The organism is Lentzea sp. NEAU-D7, assembly GCF_026242055.1.
Classification (GTDB): Bacteria; Actinomycetota; Actinomycetes; order Mycobacteriales; family Pseudonocardiaceae; genus Lentzea.
In genome coordinates this window covers 84,076-102,924 of the sequence record NZ_JAPJDL010000005.1, presented here as the reverse complement: position 1 = coordinate 102,924, position 18,849 = coordinate 84,076, and the positions used below count along the sequence as shown (strand labels likewise).

Annotated in this window: 20 protein-coding genes; 14 read left to right on the top strand and 6 right to left on the bottom strand. The window is 69.4% G+C overall.

Annotated elements, in window-relative coordinates; all coding sequences use genetic code 11:
• Positions 1–82 precede the first annotated feature (82 nt).
• The 8 genes from ORI60_RS12930 to ORI60_RS12895 all read left to right on the top strand — a co-directional run bounded on the left by ORI60_RS12930 (position 83) and on the right by ORI60_RS12895 (position 7,631).
• A complete protein-coding gene (locus tag ORI60_RS12930; protein WP_266037419.1) occupies positions 83–1,462 on the top strand; it encodes an extracellular solute-binding protein in 1,380 nt (459 codons plus the stop codon).
• On the top strand, positions 1,455–2,321 hold the full coding sequence (locus ORI60_RS12925; RefSeq protein WP_266037418.1) for a carbohydrate ABC transporter permease: 867 nt from the start codon (positions 1,455–1,457) through the stop codon (positions 2,319–2,321). Before ORI60_RS12930 ends, ORI60_RS12925 begins: the two co-directional genes overlap by 8 nt.
• Positions 2,318–3,139 carry a carbohydrate ABC transporter permease gene (locus ORI60_RS12920; protein WP_266037416.1) on the top strand — a complete coding sequence of 274 codons (822 nt, stop codon included), beginning with the start codon at positions 2,318–2,320 and terminating at the stop codon, positions 3,137–3,139. Before ORI60_RS12925 ends, ORI60_RS12920 begins: the two co-directional genes overlap by 4 nt.
• Positions 3,139–4,122, top strand: coding sequence for an ABC transporter ATP-binding protein (locus ORI60_RS12915; RefSeq protein ID WP_266037415.1), 984 nt, complete (start codon positions 3,139–3,141; stop codon positions 4,120–4,122). The genes ORI60_RS12920 and ORI60_RS12915 overlap by 1 nt, the downstream gene beginning before the upstream one ends.
• A 2-nt stretch (positions 4,123–4,124) precedes the next feature.
• Complete coding sequence (locus ORI60_RS12910) at positions 4,125–4,805, top strand: phytanoyl-CoA dioxygenase family protein (protein ID WP_266037414.1); 681 nt, start codon at positions 4,125–4,127, stop codon at positions 4,803–4,805.
• 194 nt (positions 4,806–4,999) lie between these two features.
• Complete coding sequence (locus ORI60_RS12905; protein ID WP_266037413.1) at positions 5,000–5,821, top strand: ABC transporter permease; 822 nt, start codon at positions 5,000–5,002, stop codon at positions 5,819–5,821.
• Positions 5,818–6,825, top strand: a complete 1,008-nt coding sequence (locus ORI60_RS12900; RefSeq protein ID WP_266037412.1) for an ABC transporter substrate-binding protein — start codon at positions 5,818–5,820, stop codon at positions 6,823–6,825. Before ORI60_RS12905 ends, ORI60_RS12900 begins: the two co-directional genes overlap by 4 nt.
• A gap of 17 nt (positions 6,826–6,842) precedes the next feature.
• Complete coding sequence (locus ORI60_RS12895) at positions 6,843–7,631, top strand: ABC transporter ATP-binding protein (protein WP_266037411.1); 789 nt, start codon at positions 6,843–6,845, stop codon at positions 7,629–7,631.
• A gap of 15 nt (positions 7,632–7,646) precedes the next feature.
• Here the strand turns inward: ORI60_RS12895 and ORI60_RS12890 are convergent, their stop codons facing one another.
• Entirely contained in the window at positions 7,647–7,910 is a 264-nt protein-coding gene (locus ORI60_RS12890; protein ID WP_266037410.1) for a hypothetical protein, read from the bottom strand.
• A 190-nt stretch (positions 7,911–8,100) separates the two neighbouring features.
• Between ORI60_RS12890 and ORI60_RS12885 the strand changes: the two genes are divergently transcribed.
• Together ORI60_RS12885 and ORI60_RS12880 are read left to right on the top strand one after the other, a co-directional pair.
• On the top strand, positions 8,101–10,137 hold the full coding sequence (locus tag ORI60_RS12885; RefSeq protein ID WP_266037409.1) for a PQQ-dependent sugar dehydrogenase: 2,037 nt from the start codon (positions 8,101–8,103) through the stop codon (positions 10,135–10,137).
• Positions 10,134–11,063: a LamG-like jellyroll fold domain-containing protein gene (locus ORI60_RS12880; RefSeq protein ID WP_266037408.1), complete on the top strand. Its 930-nt coding sequence runs from the start codon at positions 10,134–10,136 to the stop codon at positions 11,061–11,063. Before ORI60_RS12885 ends, ORI60_RS12880 begins: the two co-directional genes overlap by 4 nt.
• Here ORI60_RS12880 and ORI60_RS12875 read toward each other — a convergent pair.
• Positions 11,060–11,608: a DUF4232 domain-containing protein gene (locus ORI60_RS12875; protein ID WP_266037407.1), complete on the bottom strand. Its 549-nt coding sequence runs from the start codon at positions 11,606–11,608 to the stop codon at positions 11,060–11,062. The genes ORI60_RS12880 and ORI60_RS12875 overlap by 4 nt on opposite strands.
• Before the next feature lie 89 nt (positions 11,609–11,697).
• Positions 11,698–12,861, bottom strand: a complete 1,164-nt coding sequence (locus ORI60_RS12870; protein WP_266037406.1) for an SGNH/GDSL hydrolase family protein — start codon at positions 12,859–12,861, stop codon at positions 11,698–11,700.
• A 66-nt stretch (positions 12,862–12,927) separates the two neighbouring features.
• On the opposite strand from ORI60_RS12870, the gene ORI60_RS12865 reads away from it, so the two are divergent.
• Positions 12,928–13,467, top strand: a complete 540-nt coding sequence (locus ORI60_RS12865; RefSeq protein ID WP_416234397.1) for a class I SAM-dependent DNA methyltransferase — start codon at positions 12,928–12,930, stop codon at positions 13,465–13,467.
• Positions 13,468–13,512: 45 nt separating this feature from the next.
• On the opposite strand, the gene ORI60_RS12860 is transcribed toward ORI60_RS12865, so the two are convergent.
• Positions 13,513–14,334, bottom strand: coding sequence for a LysR family transcriptional regulator (locus tag ORI60_RS12860; protein ID WP_266037405.1), 822 nt, complete (start codon positions 14,332–14,334; stop codon positions 13,513–13,515).
• Positions 14,335–14,416: 82 nt separating this feature from the next.
• Between ORI60_RS12860 and ORI60_RS12855 the strand changes: the two genes are divergently transcribed.
• Positions 14,417–15,295 (top strand): MBL fold metallo-hydrolase, encoded by an 879-nt coding sequence (locus ORI60_RS12855; protein WP_266037404.1) that lies wholly within the window; start codon positions 14,417–14,419, stop codon positions 15,293–15,295.
• A gap of 21 nt (positions 15,296–15,316) precedes the next feature.
• Here the strand turns inward: ORI60_RS12855 and ORI60_RS12850 are convergent, their stop codons facing one another.
• A complete protein-coding gene (locus tag ORI60_RS12850; RefSeq protein ID WP_266037403.1) occupies positions 15,317–15,667 on the bottom strand; it encodes an MmcQ/YjbR family DNA-binding protein in 351 nt (116 codons plus the stop codon).
• A gap of 335 nt (positions 15,668–16,002) precedes the next feature.
• Here ORI60_RS12850 and ORI60_RS12845 point away from each other — a divergent pair, with 335 nt between their 5' ends.
• The gene (locus tag ORI60_RS12845) at positions 16,003–16,737 is read left to right on the top strand and encodes a carbonic anhydrase family protein (RefSeq protein WP_266037402.1); all 735 of its coding nucleotides are present in this window, start codon (positions 16,003–16,005) and stop codon (positions 16,735–16,737) included.
• Between the two features lie 274 nt (positions 16,738–17,011).
• A complete protein-coding gene (locus ORI60_RS12840) occupies positions 17,012–18,220 on the top strand; it encodes an MFS transporter (RefSeq protein ID WP_266037401.1) in 1,209 nt (402 codons plus the stop codon).
• Here the strand turns inward: ORI60_RS12840 and ORI60_RS12835 are convergent.
• Entirely contained in the window at positions 18,127–18,720 is a 594-nt protein-coding gene (locus tag ORI60_RS12835; protein ID WP_266037400.1) for a DedA family protein, read from the bottom strand. The two genes, ORI60_RS12840 and ORI60_RS12835, sit on opposite strands and share 94 nt — an antisense overlap.
• Between the last annotated feature and the right edge of the window lie 129 nt (positions 18,721–18,849).

Below are 18,849 nucleotides of genomic sequence, written 5' to 3'. Positions count from 1 at the left end.
CACCGCACCGGGCGGACGCCTTCGCGACGCGGCCGCTCGAACAGCGCTTGTGGCGGTCGTGATCCAGTGCCATGTTGGACCGATGGGGCGAACAAAGGTGTTCGGGCTGCTGGTGGTGTGCGGGCTGCTGGCGGGGTGTCTGGGGCAGACGCGGAACGGTGATCGGGCGCGCAACGCCGACGCCGAGGAGATCACACTGACGATCGTCGCCAACGCGGCGGTGGGCGGGAAGAACGCGCGCGGGGCCGGCTGGATCCAGAACTGGGTGATCCCCAGGTTCACCGAGCTGCAGAAGGCCAAGGGCGTCACGGCGACGATCAGGTTCGAGCAGAACGGCACCGGCGACGAGGACTACAAGACCAAGGTGGCGCTCGACCTGAAGACCGGTGGTGGCGGGGACATCATCGAGATCGACGGCATCTGGCTCGGCGAGTTCGCGCAGGCCGGGCAGATCAAGCCCCTCGACGAGGTCGTCGGCGACACCGGCTGGGACGGCTGGAACCAGATCCCGAAGGCCGTGCAGGGGCTCGGCGAGTTCGACGGCAAGCGGTACGGCGTGCCGATGGGCACGGACGGGCGCGTGCTGTTCTTCAACAAGAAGCTGTTCGCCCGGGCCGGGTTGCCGGCGGACTGGCAACCGAGGTCGTGGCAGGACGTGCTCGACGCGGGGGAGAAGCTCAAGGGCCTCCAGGGCGTGACGCCGATCCAGCTCAACGCCGGCAGCGCGATGGGGGAGGCCACGACCATGCAGGGCGTGCTGCCCGCGCTCGCGGGCACCGGCAGGCCCGTCTACGAGAACGGGAAGTGGCAAGGGGATTCCGCGCAGCTCAAGGACGTGCTCGGGCTCTACCGGAAGATCTACGGCGGCGGGCTCGGCGATCCCGTGCTGCAACAGGAGACCAACGGCCGCCAGCGCTCGTTCACGCTGTTCAGCGAGAACAAGATCGGCATCCTGCTGGAGAGCGACTACTTCTGGCGGTCCGTCTTGGAGCCGGCCAACGGCGTGGCCAGGATGGCGGACCGCGACGCCGCCGTCGGCTGGGCGCTGGTCCCGGCCAGGTCACCGGGATCGGGCGTCGGCGGGCAGGACTTCGTGAGCATGTCCGGAGGTGGCGTGCGCGTGATCAACCCGAACACGCAGTACCCCCGGCAGGCCTGGGAGTTCATGCAGTTCCTCAACTCCGCGGAGGCCGTCAAGGAGTCGCTCGCGGGCACCGCGCAGCTCACGCAGCGGCAGGACGTCAACGACCAGGTGCTCGGCGGCGACCCGATGCTGTCGTTCGTCGCCGAGAAGGTCCTGCCGATCACCCGGTACCGGCCGGGCCTCGCCGACTACCCCAAGGTGTCGGCCGCCCTGCAGCAAGCGACCGCGGACGTGGTGTCCGGCAGGAGTCCCGACGACGTCGCCCGGTCCTACAGAGAGGCGTTGGTGAAGGCGGTCGGCGAGCAGAACGTTGGATAGCTCCGGCCTGGGCGTCCGGCGCGCGGCCGGGTTCGTCGCGCCGGCGCTGCTGCTGATCGGGGTCTTCCTGGTCTTCCCAGCGCTGTGGACGCTCTACATCGGCATCACGAACTACCAGCTCACCGGGCCCGCGGCGGCGAACCCCCAGGTGGTCGGCCTCGACAACCTGGCGGAGGCCGTCCGCGACCCGCTGTTCACCAACTCGCTGTGGCTGACGGCGTTGTTCGTGCTGTTCTCGGCCGTCATCGGGCAGAACGTGCTCGGCTTCGTGCTGGCGTGGCTGCTGCGCTCGGTCAGCCCGTGGCTGCGGCGCACGACCGAGGGCCTGGTGCTGCTCTGCTGGATCCTGCCCAGCACGGTCGTCGCGTTCCTGTGGTTCGCCGTGCTGAGCCGCGACACGGGCACCCTGGGGCTGCTGCTCGGGCAGCCGGAGACGTCGTGGCTGGTGCAGTACCCGATGACCAGCCTGGTCATCTTCAACGTCTGGCGCGGCACGGCGTTCTCGATGCTGCTCTACACCTCGGCGCTGGCCGCGGTGCCGCCCTCGCAGCTGGAGACGGCGCGGCTGGCGGGAGCGTCGGGCTGGCAGACCGTGCGGGACGTGGTGTTCCCGCACATCCGCGGGCACGTGCTGACGAACACGCTGCTGATCAGCCTGTGGACGGCCAACGACTTCACGCCGTTCCTGCTGACGTCCGGTGGCCCGAACCACCAGTCCGAGGTGCTGCCGGTGCTGATCTACCGGCAGGCGCTGGAAGGAGGGCGGCTCGGGTACGCGTCCGCGATGTCGATGCTGCTGCTCGTGGGCAACCTGGTGATCGCCCTGGTGTACCTGCGACTGCTGCGGAGGCGGGCGTGAGTCCTCTGTGGATCGTCCGGCGGATCGGCTTCTACGTGCTGATCGCGGTGGTGCTCGCGTTCTTCGCGGTGCCGATGCTGTGGCTGGCCTCGGCGCCGTTCGACTCGAAGCCCGGACTGGGGTTGCGCTGGCCGGACTGGACGTGGCGCAACGTCGTGGCGACCTTCGACCACCCGTACGCGCTGACGTCGCTGGTGAACTCGCTGGTGCTGTGCGCGATCGCGACCGTGGTGACGACGGTGCTCGCGGCGCTGGCGGCCTACGCGTTGTCGCGCGTGCGGATTCCCGGCCGTGACCTGCTGCTGTACCTGCTCCTGCTGTTGTCGAGCGTCGTCACGGGTACGGCCGCGATGGTGCCGATCTTCGTGATGATGCTGCAGCTCGGCCTGATCGACTCGCAGTTCGGCACGGCGCTGGTGATCGCGGGCGGCATGCTGCCCGCGGCCATCTTCATCCTCAAGGACTTCGTGGACGCCGTGCCGAGGTCGTACGAGGAGTCGGCGCGGGTGTTCGGCGCCTCACCCCCGCAGGTGCTCGCCCACGTCGTGCTGCCGGTCGCGCGGCCCGGTGTCGCCACGATCTTCGTGTGGGCGTTCGTCAACGCCTGGGGCAACTTCCTGCTGCCGTTCCTGCTGCTGCGCGACGTCGGCCGGCAGCCGGCGGCCGTGCTGTTGCGCACCCTTTACGACGAGGGCGGCAGCGCCAACCTGACGGTGATCCCGGTGTTCTCGCTGCTGTACTCGATCCCGGTGGTCGTGCTGTACGTGTTCGTGAGCAAGCGGTACGGGTTCCGATTCCACGGAGGCATCAAGAGCTGATGGCGGCTATCACTGCCGAGGGTCTGTCCACGGTGTACCCCAACGGGGTGCGGGCGGTGGACGCGCTGGACCTGAAGATCACCGACGGCGAGCTGTTCGCCCTGCTCGGCCCGTCCGGCTGCGGCAAGACCACGCTGCTGCGCACCATCGCGGGCCTCGAAGGCGCCACGGACGGAACCGTGGCGATCGGCGACCGCGACGTCACGCGGCTGCAGCCCGGTGAGCGCCGGGTGGCGATGGTGTTCCAGGACTACGCCCTGTTCCCGCACATGACGGTGTCGGAGAACATCGCCTATCCGCTGCGGGTGCGCGGCGCCGCCAAGTCCGTGCAGCGGGAGACGGCCGTGCGCACCGCCGGAGGACTGAGCCTGGGCGACCTGCTGGACCGGCGGCCCGGCCAGCTCTCCGGCGGTCAGCAGCAACGGGCGGCGCTCGCCCGCGCGGTCGCGGCGTCGGCCGAGGTGCTGCTGCTCGACGAACCCCTGTCCAACCTGGACGCCCGGCTGAGGCTGGAGGCGCGGACGTTCCTCAAGAAGCTGCAGCGCGAGCTGGCGCTGACGACGGTGTTCGTGACGCACGACCAGGCCGAGGCGCTGGCGCTGGCCGACCGGATCGCGGTGATGGACGACGGCCGGATCCGGCAGCTCGGCACACCGCGCGAGGTGTTCCAACGGCCCGCGGACACGTTCGTCGCCAACTTCATCGGCTCGACGCCCATGAATCTCGTGCCCCGCGGCTCGGAGATCATCGGCGTGCGGCCCGAGTACCTCTCACCCGCCGCGGGCGGCCTGTTCACCGGCGAGGTGTCCATTGTGGAGAACCTCGGCGTGACGTCGCTGGTGACGCTCGACTGCGGCGAGGACCAGATCGGCTACGTCGTGCCCGAGGACGACGAGCCGGAGATCGGTGCGACGGTGACCGTGGACGCGCCGCCCGCACGCGTTCTGCGTTACGACAGGGAGACCGGCCTACTCGTGAGGTGACCATGTTCCAGACCGATGGCTACGAGACGCACTCCAGCGTGCTCGCACCGGCGAAGTTCGAGGCGCTGGCCGCGCACTTCGAGGCCAAGCTGGCGGCCCTGCCCGAAGGGCGGCGCCCCGAGCACATGGACGTGCCGCACCTGACCGACCCCGCGCTGTTCCAGTGGCTGCTGGACCCGGACGTGCTGGACCTCGTCGAGTCGCTGATCGGCCCCGACATCGCGCTGTTCTCGTCGCACTTCATCTGCAAGCCCGCGGGCGACGGCAAACCCGTGCCGTGGCACCAGGACGCGCACTTCTGGCGCGACACCATCTCGCCCGCGGGCGACGCGATCACCGTGTGGCTCGCGATCGACCCGTCGACCGTCGAGAACGGGTGCCTGCGGGTGATCCCGGGCAGCCACCTCGCGGCCGTCGAGCACACCGGCACCGCGGACTCGTTCTTCAACCAGGAGACGGCGGTGGACGAGTCCCGCGCCGTCGACGTGGAACTGGAACGCGGGGCGTGCAGCGTGCACTCGGCCATGCTGGTGCACGGCAGCCCGCCGAACCGCAGCACCACCCGTCGCTGCGGCTACACCATGCGGTACATGCCGACCACGGTCCGGTTCCTGAAAACCGGTGACCACAGGATCTACCTCGCCCGCGGCCGCGACCACGCCGGCAACACCTACAGCTCCTGAACCGAACCGCGGACAATGGCCGAGAATCGATTCAGGCGTCTCGAACGTCCCACCGGGGACCGCGGTCGCCTCGACCGCGTGGACGTCCAAGTGATCAACTGTCAGGTCCAGCTGCATCGATCCTCCTCCTTGACCGTGCAGTGGACCGGACATAGCGTACCTGGAAAGCGCTTTCCGAGACCTCAGGGGGTTTCGTGGACACGGTTCGGGCGGATCGCTGGCGCGGCGTCGTGGAGCGGGCGTGGCGCCCGGCCGCGCTGCTCGCCGCCTGCCTCGCCATCTGGCACCTCGTCACCGTCACCGGCCTGGTCGAGGCCTACCTCGTGCCGTCACCGGCCAAGACCTTCGGCCTGCTGGCCGACAAGTGGTCGTACCTGTCCGGTCACACCTGGGTGACCACCTACGAGACAGTCCTCGGCTTCGTCATCGCGGGCGTCCTCGGCGTCCTGGTCGCCGTCGCGATGGTCTACTCCAGGACGATCGAGAGCACCGCGTACCCGATCCTGCTGTTCGCACAGGTCATCCCGAAGATCGCGATCGCTCCGCTGTTCGTGGTGTGGCTCGGCTTCGGCTTCGAGCCCAAGGTGATCGTGGCCGTGCTGATGGCGTTCTTCCCCGTGGTCATCTCCACGGTCACCGGTCTCAAGTCGGTCGACACCGAGATGCTCGAGCTCGCCGCGACGATGGGCGGCGGTCCGGTCAAGACGTTCGTGAAGATCCGGTTCCCGGCGGCCCTCCCGCACCTCTTCGCGGGCCTGAAGGTCGCTGTCACGCTCGCCGTGACCGGTGCCGTGGTCGGCGAGTTCGTGGGCTCCAACGAAGGCCTCGGCTACGTGATCCTGCAGGCCAACGGCAACATGGACACACCGATGCTGTTCGCGGGCCTGATCGTCGTCTCGCTGGTGGGCGTGCTGCTCTTCCTCCTGCTCGACCTCGCCGAGAAGCTGGTGCTGCCGTGGCACGCCAGCCGGCGCGGCGCCGCCGTCACAACACTCCTAGCGAAGGGCGGATCATGAAGAAACTGCTCGCAGGCGCACTTCCCGCACTGCTGCTGGTCGCCGCCTGCGGTGGGGGCGGCGGTACGACGTCCGGGTCCGGCGGGGAGGCCAGGGAGGTCACGCTGACCCTCAACTGGTACCCGTACGGCGAGCACGCGCCGTTCTACTACGGGGTCAAGCAGGGCATCTACGACAAGCACGGCATCAAGCTGAAGATCCAGGCGGGCCAGGGCTCCGGCAAGACGGTCACGGCCACCGGCGCCGGCCAGACCGACTTCGGCTGGGCCGACACGTCCGCGCTGGCCACCGCGGTCGAGCAGGGCGTGCCGGCCAAGAGCATCGGCGTGTTCCTGCAGACCACCCCGGCCTCCGTGCAGTTCTTCACCGAGAAGAACATCAAGAAGCCCGAGGACCTGAAGGGCAGGTCCGTCGCCACCACGGCGGGGGACGCGCTGACGAAGACGTTCCCGGCCTTCCTGAAGCAGAACGGCATGCAGGAGTCGGACGTCTCCATCCAGAACATCGACCCCGCGGGGAAGATGGCCGCGGTCATCTCGAACCGCACGGACGTGCTGCTCGGCTTCGCGTCCGACCAGGGGCCGACGATCAAGGAGAAGTCCGGCAAGGACGTGGGGTACCTGCGCTTCTCGGAGTTCGGGCTGAACTACTTCAGCAACGGGTTGCTGACGTCGAAGTCGATGCTGCAGAAGGATCCCGAGCTGGTGAAGAAGATGGTCACGGCCACGCAGGAGGCGTGGGCGGCGGCCGAGAAGGCGCCGGAGGCCGCGGCCGAGTCGATGAAGGGCGCAGCCGAGCAGCTGCCGTCACCGACCGTCGTGCTGGAACAGTTCAGGACGACGTTGACGTTGCTGCACACCGATGCCACGAAGGACAAGGCGCCGGGCGTCAACACCGTCGAGGACTGGAAGATGACCATCGACACCTTCCAGAAGACCGGCATCATCAAGGAGGCTGCCGACCCGTCGGCCTACTGGGAAGAAAGTGTGGCCCCGAGGGGATGAGCACCGCAGGGATGAGCGTGACTTCGGGAACCACCACCTCCGCTGTCGAGATCAGCGACGTCTCCGTGCGCTTCCAGTCGAAGCGCACGGAGGTGACGGCGATCCAGCAGGTGTCGCTCGACGTGGCGCCGGGCGAGTTCGTGTCCATCGTCGGGCCGTCCGGCTGCGGCAAGTCGACGTTGCTGAAGCTGGTGTCCGGCCTGCTGACGCCCTCGTCGGGCTCGGTGTCGTTGCTCGGCGAGCAGGTCCGCGGCCCGCGGCACGACATCGGGTTCGTCTTCCAGCGCGCGGCCCTGCTGGAGTGGCGGTCGGCGCGCAGGAACATCCTGCTGCAGGCCGAGATGCGCGGGATGGACTCGGCCGAGGCGGGCAGGAGAGCCGACGAACTCATCGAGATGACAGGGCTTTCCGGTTTCGAGAGCGCCCTGCCGCACGAGCTGTCCGGTGGCATGCAGCAGCGCGTGGCGTTGTGCCGTGCGTTGCTGCACCAGCCGCGCGTGCTGCTGATGGACGAGCCGTTCGGCGCGCTGGACGCGTTGACGCGCGAGCAAATGAACGTCGAGCTGCACCGGGTGTGGCGGGAGACCGGCACGACGGTGCTGCTCGTGACGCACTCGATCGCGGAGTCGGTGTACCTCGCGAACCGGGTGGTCGTGCTGACGCGGCGTCCCGCGGTGGTCCAGGAGGTCATCGAGGTCGGCCTGCCCGCCGAACGGGACTACTCGACGACGATGGCCCGTCCGGAGTTCGCCTCGGCGGCCGCGCACATCCGCGACCTGCTGGGAGCCGTGACAGGGCACGACTGAGGGCGTGGAGTCCGGTCAGCCGCTCTCGTCGCCCGCGCCGTCCGGCGTCGGCGTGCGATCGTGGGAGGTCACCCGCCTGCCGCAGTCCTCCACCACTCCGGAGGCCGGGGACGGCAGGCTCAAGCGGTACAACCGGATCAACCACCTCGGCGAAATTCCGGACGGCTCCGGCAGGTTCTTCGTGCCGGACATGAACGGCAGGATGTACACGCCGAACCGGGACGGCGGCGGACGTACCTCGACGTCCGCCCGGCCGTCGGCGCGCACTTCCGCGACCACCAGGGACTCGGCAGCGGGGCCGGGTTCGTGGCATTCCACCCGCGGTTCGCGAGCAACGGGTGCAAGGGTTGTAACCACATTATCAGCTAGGTAGATTTCGGGAGCCGCCGCATTGGAAAGCGCTTTCCGATGCCGTGCTGCCACGGCCTGGCCCACAGGGTGGTGGGGAATGTCCAGACGCTCGTTCCGGTTGGCAGTCTCAACATTCGTGCTCTCGGCGTTGTTCGTGCCCATTGCGCCGGCGCGGGCCGACGCACCGATCGCCGACCCGCTGCCGACACCGGGCGCCTCCGGTACCGGCCTGGAGCTGACCGAGGTGGCGCAGCTGCCGAAGTCGCAGCCCGTGCCACCGCCGACCGACACCAGACTGGTGCGCTACAACAGGATCAACTACCTGGGTGAGGTGCCGGACGGCTCCGGCCGGCTGTTCGTGCCCGACATGAACGGCAAGCTCCACCTGCTGCGCGACGGAGCCCAGCACGCGTTCCTGGACCTGGGTGCCGCTATCGGCCCCGACTTCCACACCCACCGCGGCCTGGGCAGCGGCTTCGGCTTCGCCGCGTTCCACCCGGACTTCAGGCGCAACGGCAAGTTCTACACCGTGCACACCGAGACCGGTTCCGCGTTGACCACCAAGAAGCCCGACCTGCCCTCACCCGCGGACGCGCAGGTGCACGGCGTGATCACCGAGTGGACCGCCTCGGACCCGCGCGCGGACGTCTTCGCCGGTACGCGGCGGGAACTGCTGCGGGTCGGCTTCGCCTCCTACATCCACGGCTTCCAGGAGATCGGCTTCAACCCGGCGGCGCGCTGGTGGGACGAGGACCACCACCTGCTCTACGTCGCGTCCGGTGACGGCGGCATCGGCGTCTCGACCACCGTGCCGCAGGACCTGGCGCTGCCGCAGGGCAAGATCCTGCGCATCGACCCCGCCGGTCGTGACGGCGTGAACGGCCAGTACGGCATCCCGCGCGCGAACCCGTTCGTGCGCGAGGAAGGCGCGCTGGGGGAGATCTACGCGTACGGCATGCGCGACCCGTACCGCTTCAGCTGGGACCGCGTCACCCGCCGGATGTACCTGGGCCACATCGGCGAGAAGGCCGTCGACGCGGTCTACGAGGTCCGCAAGGGCGCCAACCTGGGCTGGAGCGAACGCGAGGGCATCTGGGAGTACCGGCGCGGCGACCCGTCGTGCGGTGTGTTCCCGCTGCCCGCCGACGACGCGAAGTACGGCTACACCTACCCGGTCACCGCGTTCGACCACAACCGCCTTCCGTCCCAGCGACCGTGTGCCGACAGCGGCAACGCGGTGATGGGCGGCTTCGTCTACCGCGGCTCGAAGATCCCCTCTTTGCGCGGCAAGTACGTCTACGGCGAGGGCGTGAAGGGACTGCTCTACTACGCCGACGAACGCGAGATGCGGGCGGGCAGGCCGATGGCCGTGTCGCGAGAGCTGATGGTCTACGTCGACGGGCAGCTGACCACGATGAAGGCTCTGGTGAACGACCCGAACCGGGTCGACCTGCGTTTCGGTCAGGACGCGGCCGGCGAGCTCTACGTGCTGGCCAAGGCGAACGGCAAGGTCTGGAAGGTGACGGGTGCCCGCACCTTCGCCTCCTGCCGCTCCGGTCACGACCTCGTCGCCGGGACCGGCTCCGCGCGGTCGTGGCAGCCGGTGACCCCGTCGCTCTGGCAGTTCCCCGGCCGCGAGGTCGTGCTGGCCCAGCCCGGAGTCGCCCGGCCGGGTCCACGCCGCCCGTTCGAGTACGCGGTGCTGCGCAAGGGCCCCGAGTTCGGCTCGGTGCAGGTCGACGCCTCGGTGCGGCTGGACACCCCGGTCGCCGAGTCCAACCGGGACGTGATCATCGTGTTCGGCCACCGCTCCGACACCGAGTTCTATTACGCGCATCTCTCGTCGGACAACAGGATCTACCCGCACAACGGGATCTTCGTCGTGAACAACGCCGACCGCCTGCGCCTGGACCACCAATGGGACGCCGTGCGTTCCGTCGGCGCGCCTCCGGCCGTCAGCGACTCGGCCTGGCATCGCGTGCGCGTCAAGCACTGCGCCGACTCGGGCGAGATCGCCGTGTACGTGGACGGGTCGCCGTACCCGTTGATGACCGCCGTGGACAGGACGTTCGCGTCCGGCCGCGTCGGCTTCGGCTCGTTCGACAACATCGGCAGAGTCCGCGACCTGTGGGTGCGGGGCAAGGGGATTCGATGAGGCGGCTGCTCACGCTCGGGCTGGTCACGGTGTTCAGCGCCGGCCTGGCCGCACCGGCGCAGGCCACGTTCGGCACGGTGCTGCCCACGTTGTCCCGCGACCTGGTGTCGTACTACGACTTCGAACACCCGGTGCGCGGCGACGAGGCCCTGGAAAAGGACGGCGGCCGTTCCGGCACGCCGTTGCGGCTGATCAACGGCGGCGCCGGCATGCGCGTGCGCGACGGGGCGTTCCGGCGCAGTCGCACCGCGCTGCAGCTCCAGCAGGTCAACCCGGCCCTTGCCGGCAACGACGACTGGAAGGCGGGCCTGTACAGCGAAACCGGTGTGCCGACGCTGAAGGCGTTCAACAGCACGCGGCAAGCGTCGATCATGGGCTGGGTGAAGATGACGGGCCAGAACCCGGCCCCGAACTCGAACTCGGCCGCCCCGGACGACCTCTACGGCGCCATCGGCCTCGCCGGAGTCCTGACCGGCGACTCCAACGGTCACGCGGTGCGGGCGCTGCTGGAGCTGATCCAGGTCGGCGGTGAGCTGAAGCTGGTCGCCCTCGCCCGCAGGCTCGACGGCGGCGAGTCCCAGACGTTCGCGGCCACGGAGGACTGGCGGAAGCTGTTGCCGCAGAACGAATGGGTGTTCCTCGCGGCCACGTTCGACTTCGACACCGGCACGATGGCCCTGTACCGCGACGGAAAGCCGCTGACGGGCAACTACGTCGTGGCCGGTGACCCGTGGAAGCTCGAAGGCGAACCGGAACCGGACCTCGCCTCGGCGACCGACCCGCGCGGGTACAAGATCGGCGGCAGCTACCCGCAGAACACCCGCGAGGGCAACGCCTGCAACTGCCGGATGGACAGCCTCATGTTCCTCGACCGGGCCGCCCACCCGCGGGAGGTGCACCTCCAGTACCGCTGGATGAAGCGCTAGTCGAAGACCAGGACGCCTTGGGCGACCGGCTGCATCGTCCCGACCTTGACCTCGCTCACCTTCATCTTGGTCAGGTCGGCGATCGGCTGGCCGTCCGTCCCGATGAACGCCACCTTCACCGGTGTCATGCCCGGCAGCTCGGCGGTCATCTCGTTGATGGCGAACGAGTTCGCGTCGTCGTCCACGTCCAGCTGCACGCCGGCGAACGCGGTCTGGCCCGGCTGCAGCGTGATCGACGGACCCTCGCCGGGCACCAGCTTCTGCTCCACCGGGATCGCGGCGGGCTGGTTCGCCGGGTTGCTGAAGGCGAGCTTCGGCCAGCCCTGGAACGTGATCGGCGCGGTGCCCTGGTTCGTCGCGGCCAGCAGGCCGAGGCCGGGCTTGCCCTGCATGGTCAGTTCGGCCTTGACCGCGGCCTGCTGCCTGTCGTTCGCCGGCGTGGGCGTGGCCGAGCCGGTGGTGGAGGCCGCCTGGGGCGCGGGGTCCGGCGCCCCGCAAGCCGTGGCGCTGACCGCGAGCAGGGCGGCGAGGATCGTGAGACGCATGCGTGGACCCCTAACCCGGTGGTTCGTGTCGATCTCCACCGGATGACCGGGCCGAAGGCTCTCACAAACCCACATCGCTCGATCGGGTGTCAGAGGGTGGCGACCCGCACCGCCTTCGCCATCGCCTCGAAGCCCTTGTCACCGGGGTGCAGGTGGTCGCCCTCGTCGTAGTCGGGCCTGATCCGCTGCGGGTCGGCCGGGTCGCGGATCACCTGGTCGAAGTCGACGACGGCGTCGAAGTCCGGGCTCGTCCGGATGAACGCGTTCACGGCCTGGCGCACCGACTCGAGTTCCTCGGTGTAGCTGTTCCAGCCCTTGAACGGCGTGATCGTCGCGCCGACCACCCGCAGGCCGCGGTCGTGCGAGCGGGACGCGATCTGCTTCAGCGCGGCGATGATCTTGGCCGGGTCTGTCTGGTGCGGGGTCTGCTGGATGTCGTTGATGCCCTCGAACACGATCACCGTGCGGACGCCGGACTGGGTGAGCACGTCGCGGTTCAGCCTGGCCAGGGCGTTGGGACCGGCCGAGCCGCCGTCGAGCAGCAGGCGGTTGCCGCTGATGCCCGCGTTCAGCACGCCCAGGCGGGTGTTCACGCGGTCGGCGAGCTGGTCGGGCCAGCGCAGGTTCGCGCCCCAGGTCGAGTTCGCGCCGTCGGTGATCGAGTCGCCGAGTGCCACGACGCTGCCTCGCAGGCCGGCCGACCTGACGTCCACGCCGGAGACGTAGTGCCAGTTCGTGGTGCGTTCGCGGTAGGCGGCGGCGGACTCGTCGGCCGTGTGATCGCCGTCGCGGGTGAAGTACGAGTTCTGCATCGTGAGCTGGTGGCGCGTGACGGGGCCGCCGGGCTCCGGCGTGTAGACGCTCACCAGCAGGTCGGAGTCGGCGGGGACGGTCAGCGCCACGCCGTCGCTGACCACGTCGGCTCCGGGCGGGGCCGTGATCGACCGGGCGCCGCCGAACGTCAGCGTGCGCATCGTGCCGGGCAGCGCGAGGGGTGTGTCCGGACCGGCCGCGCGGGCGACGGTGACCTGGCCGAAGACGATCGGGGTGCGGCCGTAGGCGTTGGAGAGCCGGACGCGGATCTCCTTGCCGCCGGCGCTGACGTGCACGATGTTGCGGATCGAGAAGTTCGGATAGCCGGGCACGGCCGAGGACGGCGCGGTCGCCCACGTGCCCACCCAGCGCGGCGGTGCGGCCTGCGCGGGTGAGGCCGCCGCTACGAGCAACGCCACTGCCAGCAGAAAGCGCGTCATGATCCGACCTTGGCAGTGCTCCCTCATGTCCGGTAGCCGCCGATCTTCGGATCTATGATGCGCAGCGTGTGGAACGGGGCGGAGTACCAGCGCAGGTTCGACTCGCTCGCCGAGTCGGGGATGGACGTGCACGGAGAGGCGACCTTCGTGCGGGCGTTCGCCCCGGCCTCCGTCCTGGACGCCGGGTGCGGCACCGGGCGGGTCGGGATCGAGCTGGCCCGGCACGGCATCGAGGTGGTCGGGGCGGACGTCGACGCGTCGATGCTGGCCTACGCGCGCGAGCAGGCGCCGGACATCACGTGGGTGCTGTCCGACCTGGCCGAGCTCGACCTGGGCCGGACGTTCGACGTGGTCGTCATGGCGGGCAACGTGCCGCTGTTCACCCCGCCCGGCACGCAGGCCGCGCTCGTCGCGGGCGTGGCCAGGCACGTCGGGAAAGTGCTGGTCGCCGGGTTCAGCCTGGACCGCGGCTACACCGCCGACGACTACGACGAGCACTGCGCGCAGGCCGGGCTCACGCTGGTCGAACGGTTCGCGACCTGGGATCGGAAACCCTTCGAGGGCGGCGACTACGCGGTGACCGTGAGCCGTGTCGGCACGCCCTGACCCACTTCCCCCGGACGCGGCCAACCGCACCGGGGTCAGCCGCCGTCACCCGGCCCCGTACGCCTGGACCGCCGCTTCGACGAAGTCGCGGGTGAGCGGGTCGTCCTCGATCCACGCGATCACGACGGGGCTGGGTGCCATGTCGGTCAGCGGCACGACGACGAGCTCGCCCAGGTCGTGGCCGAGCGGTGCCAGGCCCACGGAACCGTTCCACAGCACGGACTGCACGCACTCCTGGACCGCCCGGACGGTCGGGCCGCTGCGCGGTCGCCCGCCGTTCCAGTAGTCCCGCCAGATCTCGTCGGTCCCGTCCGGGAACTGGAACCAGTCGCGACCGGCGAGGTCCGCCGTGGTGATCCGCTCCCGCGCCGCGAGCGGATCGTCGCGCCGCAGCACCGCGCCGACCGGATCCCGGTGGAGCACAACGGTTTTCAGGCCGCTCTCGTCGAACGGGCCGCGCGTCAGGGCGACGTCGACCTGACCGGTGCGCAGGCCGCAGGTCGGGTCGGTCAGGTCGGTCTCGCGGACGCGGATCTCGACGTGCGGGTGCCTGCGCCGGAACGCTTCGGCCACGCCTGTCCTGTGATCACCGAGCATGCCGACGGTGATCGTCGTCCTGCCGAGCTTGGCGCGGATGCGCTCGGCGTGGCCGAGCAGGGCCCTCGCCTCGGCGAGCAGGACGTGGCCGGCGGCGGTCAGCGTGACGCCGGCGGGGGAGCGGTGCAGCAGTGTCGCGCCCAGGTCGGTCTCCAGGTGCTTGATCGCCCGGCTCAGCGGCGGCTGGCTCAGGTGGAGCCGCCGCGCGGCGCGTCCGAAGTGCAGCTCCTCGGCGACCGCGACGAAGTACCGCAGGGTCCGCAGCTCCATGAACAGGCACGATACTCGCGCGGTATCGGGCCTGCGCAGATGGTCTTGGACGGCCCCCGGCCCACGCGGGTGGAGTGGGGGCATGAACCTTCCTGACCCCGCCGTCCAGATCTCCGGCGCCACCGAGGTGGCCGGCGGCGTGCTGGTGATCCCCAACGAGCACGTCGCCCTGGTGCCCAACATCGGGATCGTCAGCGGCACCGAGGCGGTCCTCGTGGTGGACACCGGACTCGGCCTCGCCAACGCGTCACAGGTGCGGGACCTCGCCGAAGAGGTGGCGCGCGGACGGCGGATCCACCTGACGACGACGCACTTCCACCCCGAGCACGCGTTCGGCGCGTCCGCGTTCGGTGACTCCTACCTGGTGAACCGGGCGCAGGCGGACGACTTGCGGCGCAAGGGATCCGGCTACCTGGAGATGTTCCGCGGCTTCGGCGGCACGATCGCCGAACGGCTGGCGGACGTCGAGATCCCGGTGCCGGACGAGGTGTTCGACGGCGTCCGCGCCCTCGACCTCGGCGGCCGCACGGTGCTGCTCCGCCCGACCGGGCGCGGGCACACGCTGGGGGACCAGGTGGTCGAGGTGCCGGACGCGGGCGTGCTGTTCACCGGCGACCTGGCCGAGACCGGGCAGTTCGCGATCTTCCCGTGGTTTCCCCCGCACGACACCGACGTCTCCGGCCTGGCGTGGATCGGCGTGCTGGACGGGCTGATCGCCGGCGCGCCCTGCGTCATCGTGCCGGGGCACGGGTCAGTGGGTGATGTCGCGGTGCTGCAAGGGGTCCGGGACTACCTGGGGGAGTTGCGGGACGAGACGTGGCGGCGGCGCGACTCCGCGGCAGGGCTTGACGAGATCGTGGCCGAGGTGACGGCGGTGCTGGTCGAGCGGCATCCGGAGTGGGCGGGCCGGCAGTGGATCGAGCCCGGGGTGGGCTGCCTCTGCGCAGAACAGCCTCGTTGATAACGATAGCTTCAGTGTTGACTAAATAACGTGTTCGCCGAGACGCTCGCGGATGAGCTTCTTGGGCACGCACATCGTCCAAGCCCCGATGACGAGCTCGGTCATCTCCTCGACGTCGAGCTCGGCCATCGAGGCGTGCACCCACTGGAAGCGCATGTCCGACTGGCCGGGCATTGCGAACTTGACCGGGTCGCTCGCGACGAGCGCTTCCCGTTCCTCGCGCGGGTAGCCGAAGCCCAGCACGGTCTCGTCGCGCGAGAGGGCCGCGTAGACGATCTGGCCCACGCGGAACTTCACGCGGTCGCGGATCAGGTGTTCGGTGGTCCGCGGCAGCGTGAGTGCCACGGCGCGGATGTCAGCGGCGGTCACCATAGGCCCATCTTGTCGCACACATCGCGTCAATGGAGTCACTTCAGGCAAATTCGTCAAATCCGCTTGAATCGGACAATGGTGATCGAGAACGTTCTCGTTCTTCAATTCTCACGTCCGGGTTGATTCTGTCTCAATTCGAATTTGCGTCGTCAACGATCACGCCGTGAGAGCCCTTGTTGCAACTGGGTTGCAGCATTCTGACCTGCATGTTCGCACTTCGCGGCGCTGAAGCAGTTCAGATTTGTCACGATTGCGGAACCGGGAATGTTTCCGGCGGGTGAGAGCGCGAACACACTCTCTTCCTCATTTCACCCGATCGGGTGAAAAGTAGTGCCATGAACATCAAGCGATCCCTTCCGGCGCTTCTTCCTCTCGTGCTCACCGCGACCTTCTTCGCGAGCGGCGCGGCCGAGTCGGCGACGCCGAAGCAAAGCCCCGTGAACGTCACGGCCGGCGCGATCCGGTTCGACCCGCACGCGCCGAAGCTCGACGTGTCCTACGGGCACTCCGCACTGGAGCTGAAGTACATCCGCAAGGACGCGGACAAGGCCGACGGCTGCACGGTCCGCGACCACGAGGAGACAGAAGAGGCCGAGGTCGAGCCCGGCGCCGGCCACGTGACGGTGGCGGGCACCAGGTACGACCTGGTCCAGTTCCACTTCCACACGCCGTCCGAGCACCAGTTCGGCGGCCGCAACACCCCGCTCGAGATGCACCTCGTGCACCGCAGTGCCGCGGGCAAGCTGCTGGTGGTCGGCGTGCCGCTGGTCGTCGGCTCGCACTCCGTGGTGGACGACGTGCTGGCGACGCTCTCGCCCGAGTGCGGTGCGCCGGTCGACATCGAGCCCGTCGACCTCAACCGGCTGCTGCCCGCGGGTCACCACACGCTGCACTACACCGGCTCGCTCACCACGGCGCCGTTCACCGAGGGCGTCGAGTGGTACCTGACCGGCGAGCAGCACGTGTCGGCCGCGACCATCGCGCGGTTCAAGGGGCTGTTCACCGCGGGCAACGCCCGTGCGACGCAGCCGCTCAACGGCCGCACGTTCGTGGACGTCCCGCGCATCTGAGGTAGCTGACGCCGAAGAGGCCGGTCCCCGCAGGGATCGGCCTCTTCGGTGTTGGTCTTTTCGCGGCAACCTGCTGGGCGACGAGGCGGCCAACCTGCTCGCGGTCGGGGGCCTGGCGATCGCCGTGATGTCCGTGGTGCTGGACCGGCGTGTGAGCAGCGGCACCGCCCCGAAGTCTTCTGAAGCGCGTCAGAAGGGCCGTAAAATCGTTCCAGTAGCTAACTAGTCTCTGCTGCTGACACCCATTGGGGAAGCCTTGAACACCACCCGCGCCATGACCGCTCTCGCGCTCGGCGGGTTCGGCATCGGTACGACCGAGTTCGCGACGATGGGCCTGCTGCCGCAGATCGCGGAGACGTTCGGCATCCCCGACTACGAGGCGGGTCACGCGATCAGCCTCTACGCCGCCGGTGTCGTCGTCGGTGCGCCGCTGATCGCGGTGCTCGGGGCCAAGCTCCCGCGCAAGGGCATGCTGATCGGCCTCATGCTCGCGGTCGCCCTGGGCAACGGGCTGTCCGCTGTCGCGCAGGACAAGACGCTGCTGCTCATCGCCCGGTTCGTCGCCGGACTGCCGCACGGCGCGTTCTTCGGCATCGCTGCCGTTGTCGCCGCCACGCTCGTCGCTCCCGAACGGCGCGGCACGGCCGTCGCACGCGTGATGGTCGGTCTGACCGTGGCGAACCTCGTGGGCGTGCCTCTCGCGACGGCGGCGGGGCAGCAGATCGGCTGGCGCACGGCGTACCTCGCGGTCGCGGTGATCGCCCTCGTCACGGCGGGGGCCATCGCGGCCTGGGTGCCGCTGGTGCCGAAGGCCGAGGGCGCGTCGATGAAGGGCGAGGTCCGCGCGTTCGGCCGCCCGACGGTGTGGTTCGCGATCTTCACCGGCATGATCGGCTTCGGCGGCATGTTCGCCGTCTACTCCTACGTCGCCCCGCTGACGACCGAGGTCGCCGGGCTGCCCGCCGGTGCCGTCCCGTGGATCCTCGCGGTGTTCGGGCTCGGCATGACGCTCGGCGCGACGTTCGGCGGCCGGTTCGTCGACCGCTCGCCGGCGGGTTCGGTGTTCGGCGGGCTGATCGCGGTCTGCCTGATCCTGGCGCTCTTCGGGCTCACCGCGACCGTGCCGGTGTTCCTGGTCGCCCTGCTGTTCCTGCTGGGCTTCACCATCCAGATCCTCGCGGCCGCCCTGCAGATCAGGCTGATGGACGCCTCACCGGACGCGCCGTCGCTCGCGGCCTCGTCCAACCACTCGTCGCTCAACGTCGCGAACGGCGCGGGCGCGTGGCTGGGCGGCCTGGCCATCGCGGCGGGCTGGGGCTACACCTCGACGGCGTGGGTCGGCGTGGCGCTGTCCGTGGCCGGTCTCGCCATCGCGGTGGCGTCGGTGCTCTACGAACGGCGCGCCTTGACGCGGGAGACCACGAACCAGACGATGGCGATGGCCAGCGCGGCGAGCACCACCGTCGACACCCACCCCAGGTAGCGGTCGACCAGCTCGTAGTTGTCGCCGAGCGCGTAGCCGGCGAGGATCAGCGCGGTGTTCCACACGAGGCTGCCCGCCGCCGTGTAGAGCGTGAACTTGAGGATCGGCATCCCGGACACGCCCGCCGGGATGGAGATCAGGCTCCGCACGACCGGCACCATCCGCCCGATGAACACGGCCTTGCTGCCGTGCTTGTCGAACCACTCGTCGGCCTTGTCCACATCGGACGCGGTGACGAACGGGATCTTGTCCGCGACCTTGCGCAGCCGTTCCACGCCGAGCCACGCGCCCAGGCCGTACAGCACCAGGGCACCGACCACCGACCCCGCCGTCGTCCACAGGATGGCGGCGACCAGCGAGATCTTGCCCTGGCCGGCGGTGAAGCCCGCCAGCGGCAGGATCACCTCGCTCGGCACCGGCGGGAACACGTTCTCCAGTGCGACCGCGATGCCCGCGCCGGGCGAGCCCAGCGCCTCCATCAGCCGAGTGATCCACTCCATGGTCGTCGAAATACCCGTTTTGACCATGATTTCAACCTCCAGGACCCACCAGCTCGTCGAGCGGGCCGGGTGGTCGGCGTGCCGCACCGGGGTCTACCGTTGATTGCCTTCTCTTCAGGAGGTCGAACG

What these genes read in the sequence shown, in the direction of transcription:
- ORI60_RS12900 (WP_266037412.1), top strand. Translation starts at nt 5,818, where the DNA reads ATGAAGAAACTGCTCGCAGGCGCACTTCCCGCACTGCTGCTGGTCGCC.
- ORI60_RS12875 (WP_266037407.1), bottom strand. Translation starts at nt 11,608, where the DNA reads ATGCGTCTCACGATCCTCGCCGCCCTGCTCGCGGTCAGCGCCACGGCT.
- ORI60_RS12930 (WP_266037419.1), top strand. Translation starts at nt 83, where the DNA reads ATGGGGCGAACAAAGGTGTTCGGGCTGCTGGTGGTGTGCGGGCTGCTG.
- ORI60_RS12870 (WP_266037406.1), bottom strand. Translation starts at nt 12,861, where the DNA reads ATGACGCGCTTTCTGCTGGCAGTGGCGTTGCTCGTAGCGGCGGCCTCA.
- ORI60_RS12860 (WP_266037405.1), bottom strand. Translation starts at nt 14,334, where the DNA reads ATGGAGCTGCGGACCCTGCGGTACTTCGTCGCGGTCGCCGAGGAGCTG.
- ORI60_RS12850 (WP_266037403.1), bottom strand. Translation starts at nt 15,667, where the DNA reads ATGGTGACCGCCGCTGACATCCGCGCCGTGGCACTCACGCTGCCGCGG.
- ORI60_RS12910 (WP_266037414.1), top strand. Translation starts at nt 4,125, where the DNA reads ATGTTCCAGACCGATGGCTACGAGACGCACTCCAGCGTGCTCGCACCG.
- ORI60_RS12855 (WP_266037404.1), top strand. Translation starts at nt 14,417, where the DNA reads ATGAACCTTCCTGACCCCGCCGTCCAGATCTCCGGCGCCACCGAGGTG.
- ORI60_RS12835 (WP_266037400.1), bottom strand. Translation starts at nt 18,720, where the DNA reads ATGGAGTGGATCACTCGGCTGATGGAGGCGCTGGGCTCGCCCGGCGCG.
- ORI60_RS12845 (WP_266037402.1), top strand. Translation starts at nt 16,003, where the DNA reads ATGAACATCAAGCGATCCCTTCCGGCGCTTCTTCCTCTCGTGCTCACC.
- ORI60_RS12915 (WP_266037415.1), top strand. Translation starts at nt 3,139, where the DNA reads ATGGCGGCTATCACTGCCGAGGGTCTGTCCACGGTGTACCCCAACGGG.
- ORI60_RS12880 (WP_266037408.1), top strand. Translation starts at nt 10,134, where the DNA reads ATGAGGCGGCTGCTCACGCTCGGGCTGGTCACGGTGTTCAGCGCCGGC.
- ORI60_RS12840 (WP_266037401.1), top strand. Translation starts at nt 17,012, where the DNA reads ATGACCGCTCTCGCGCTCGGCGGGTTCGGCATCGGTACGACCGAGTTC.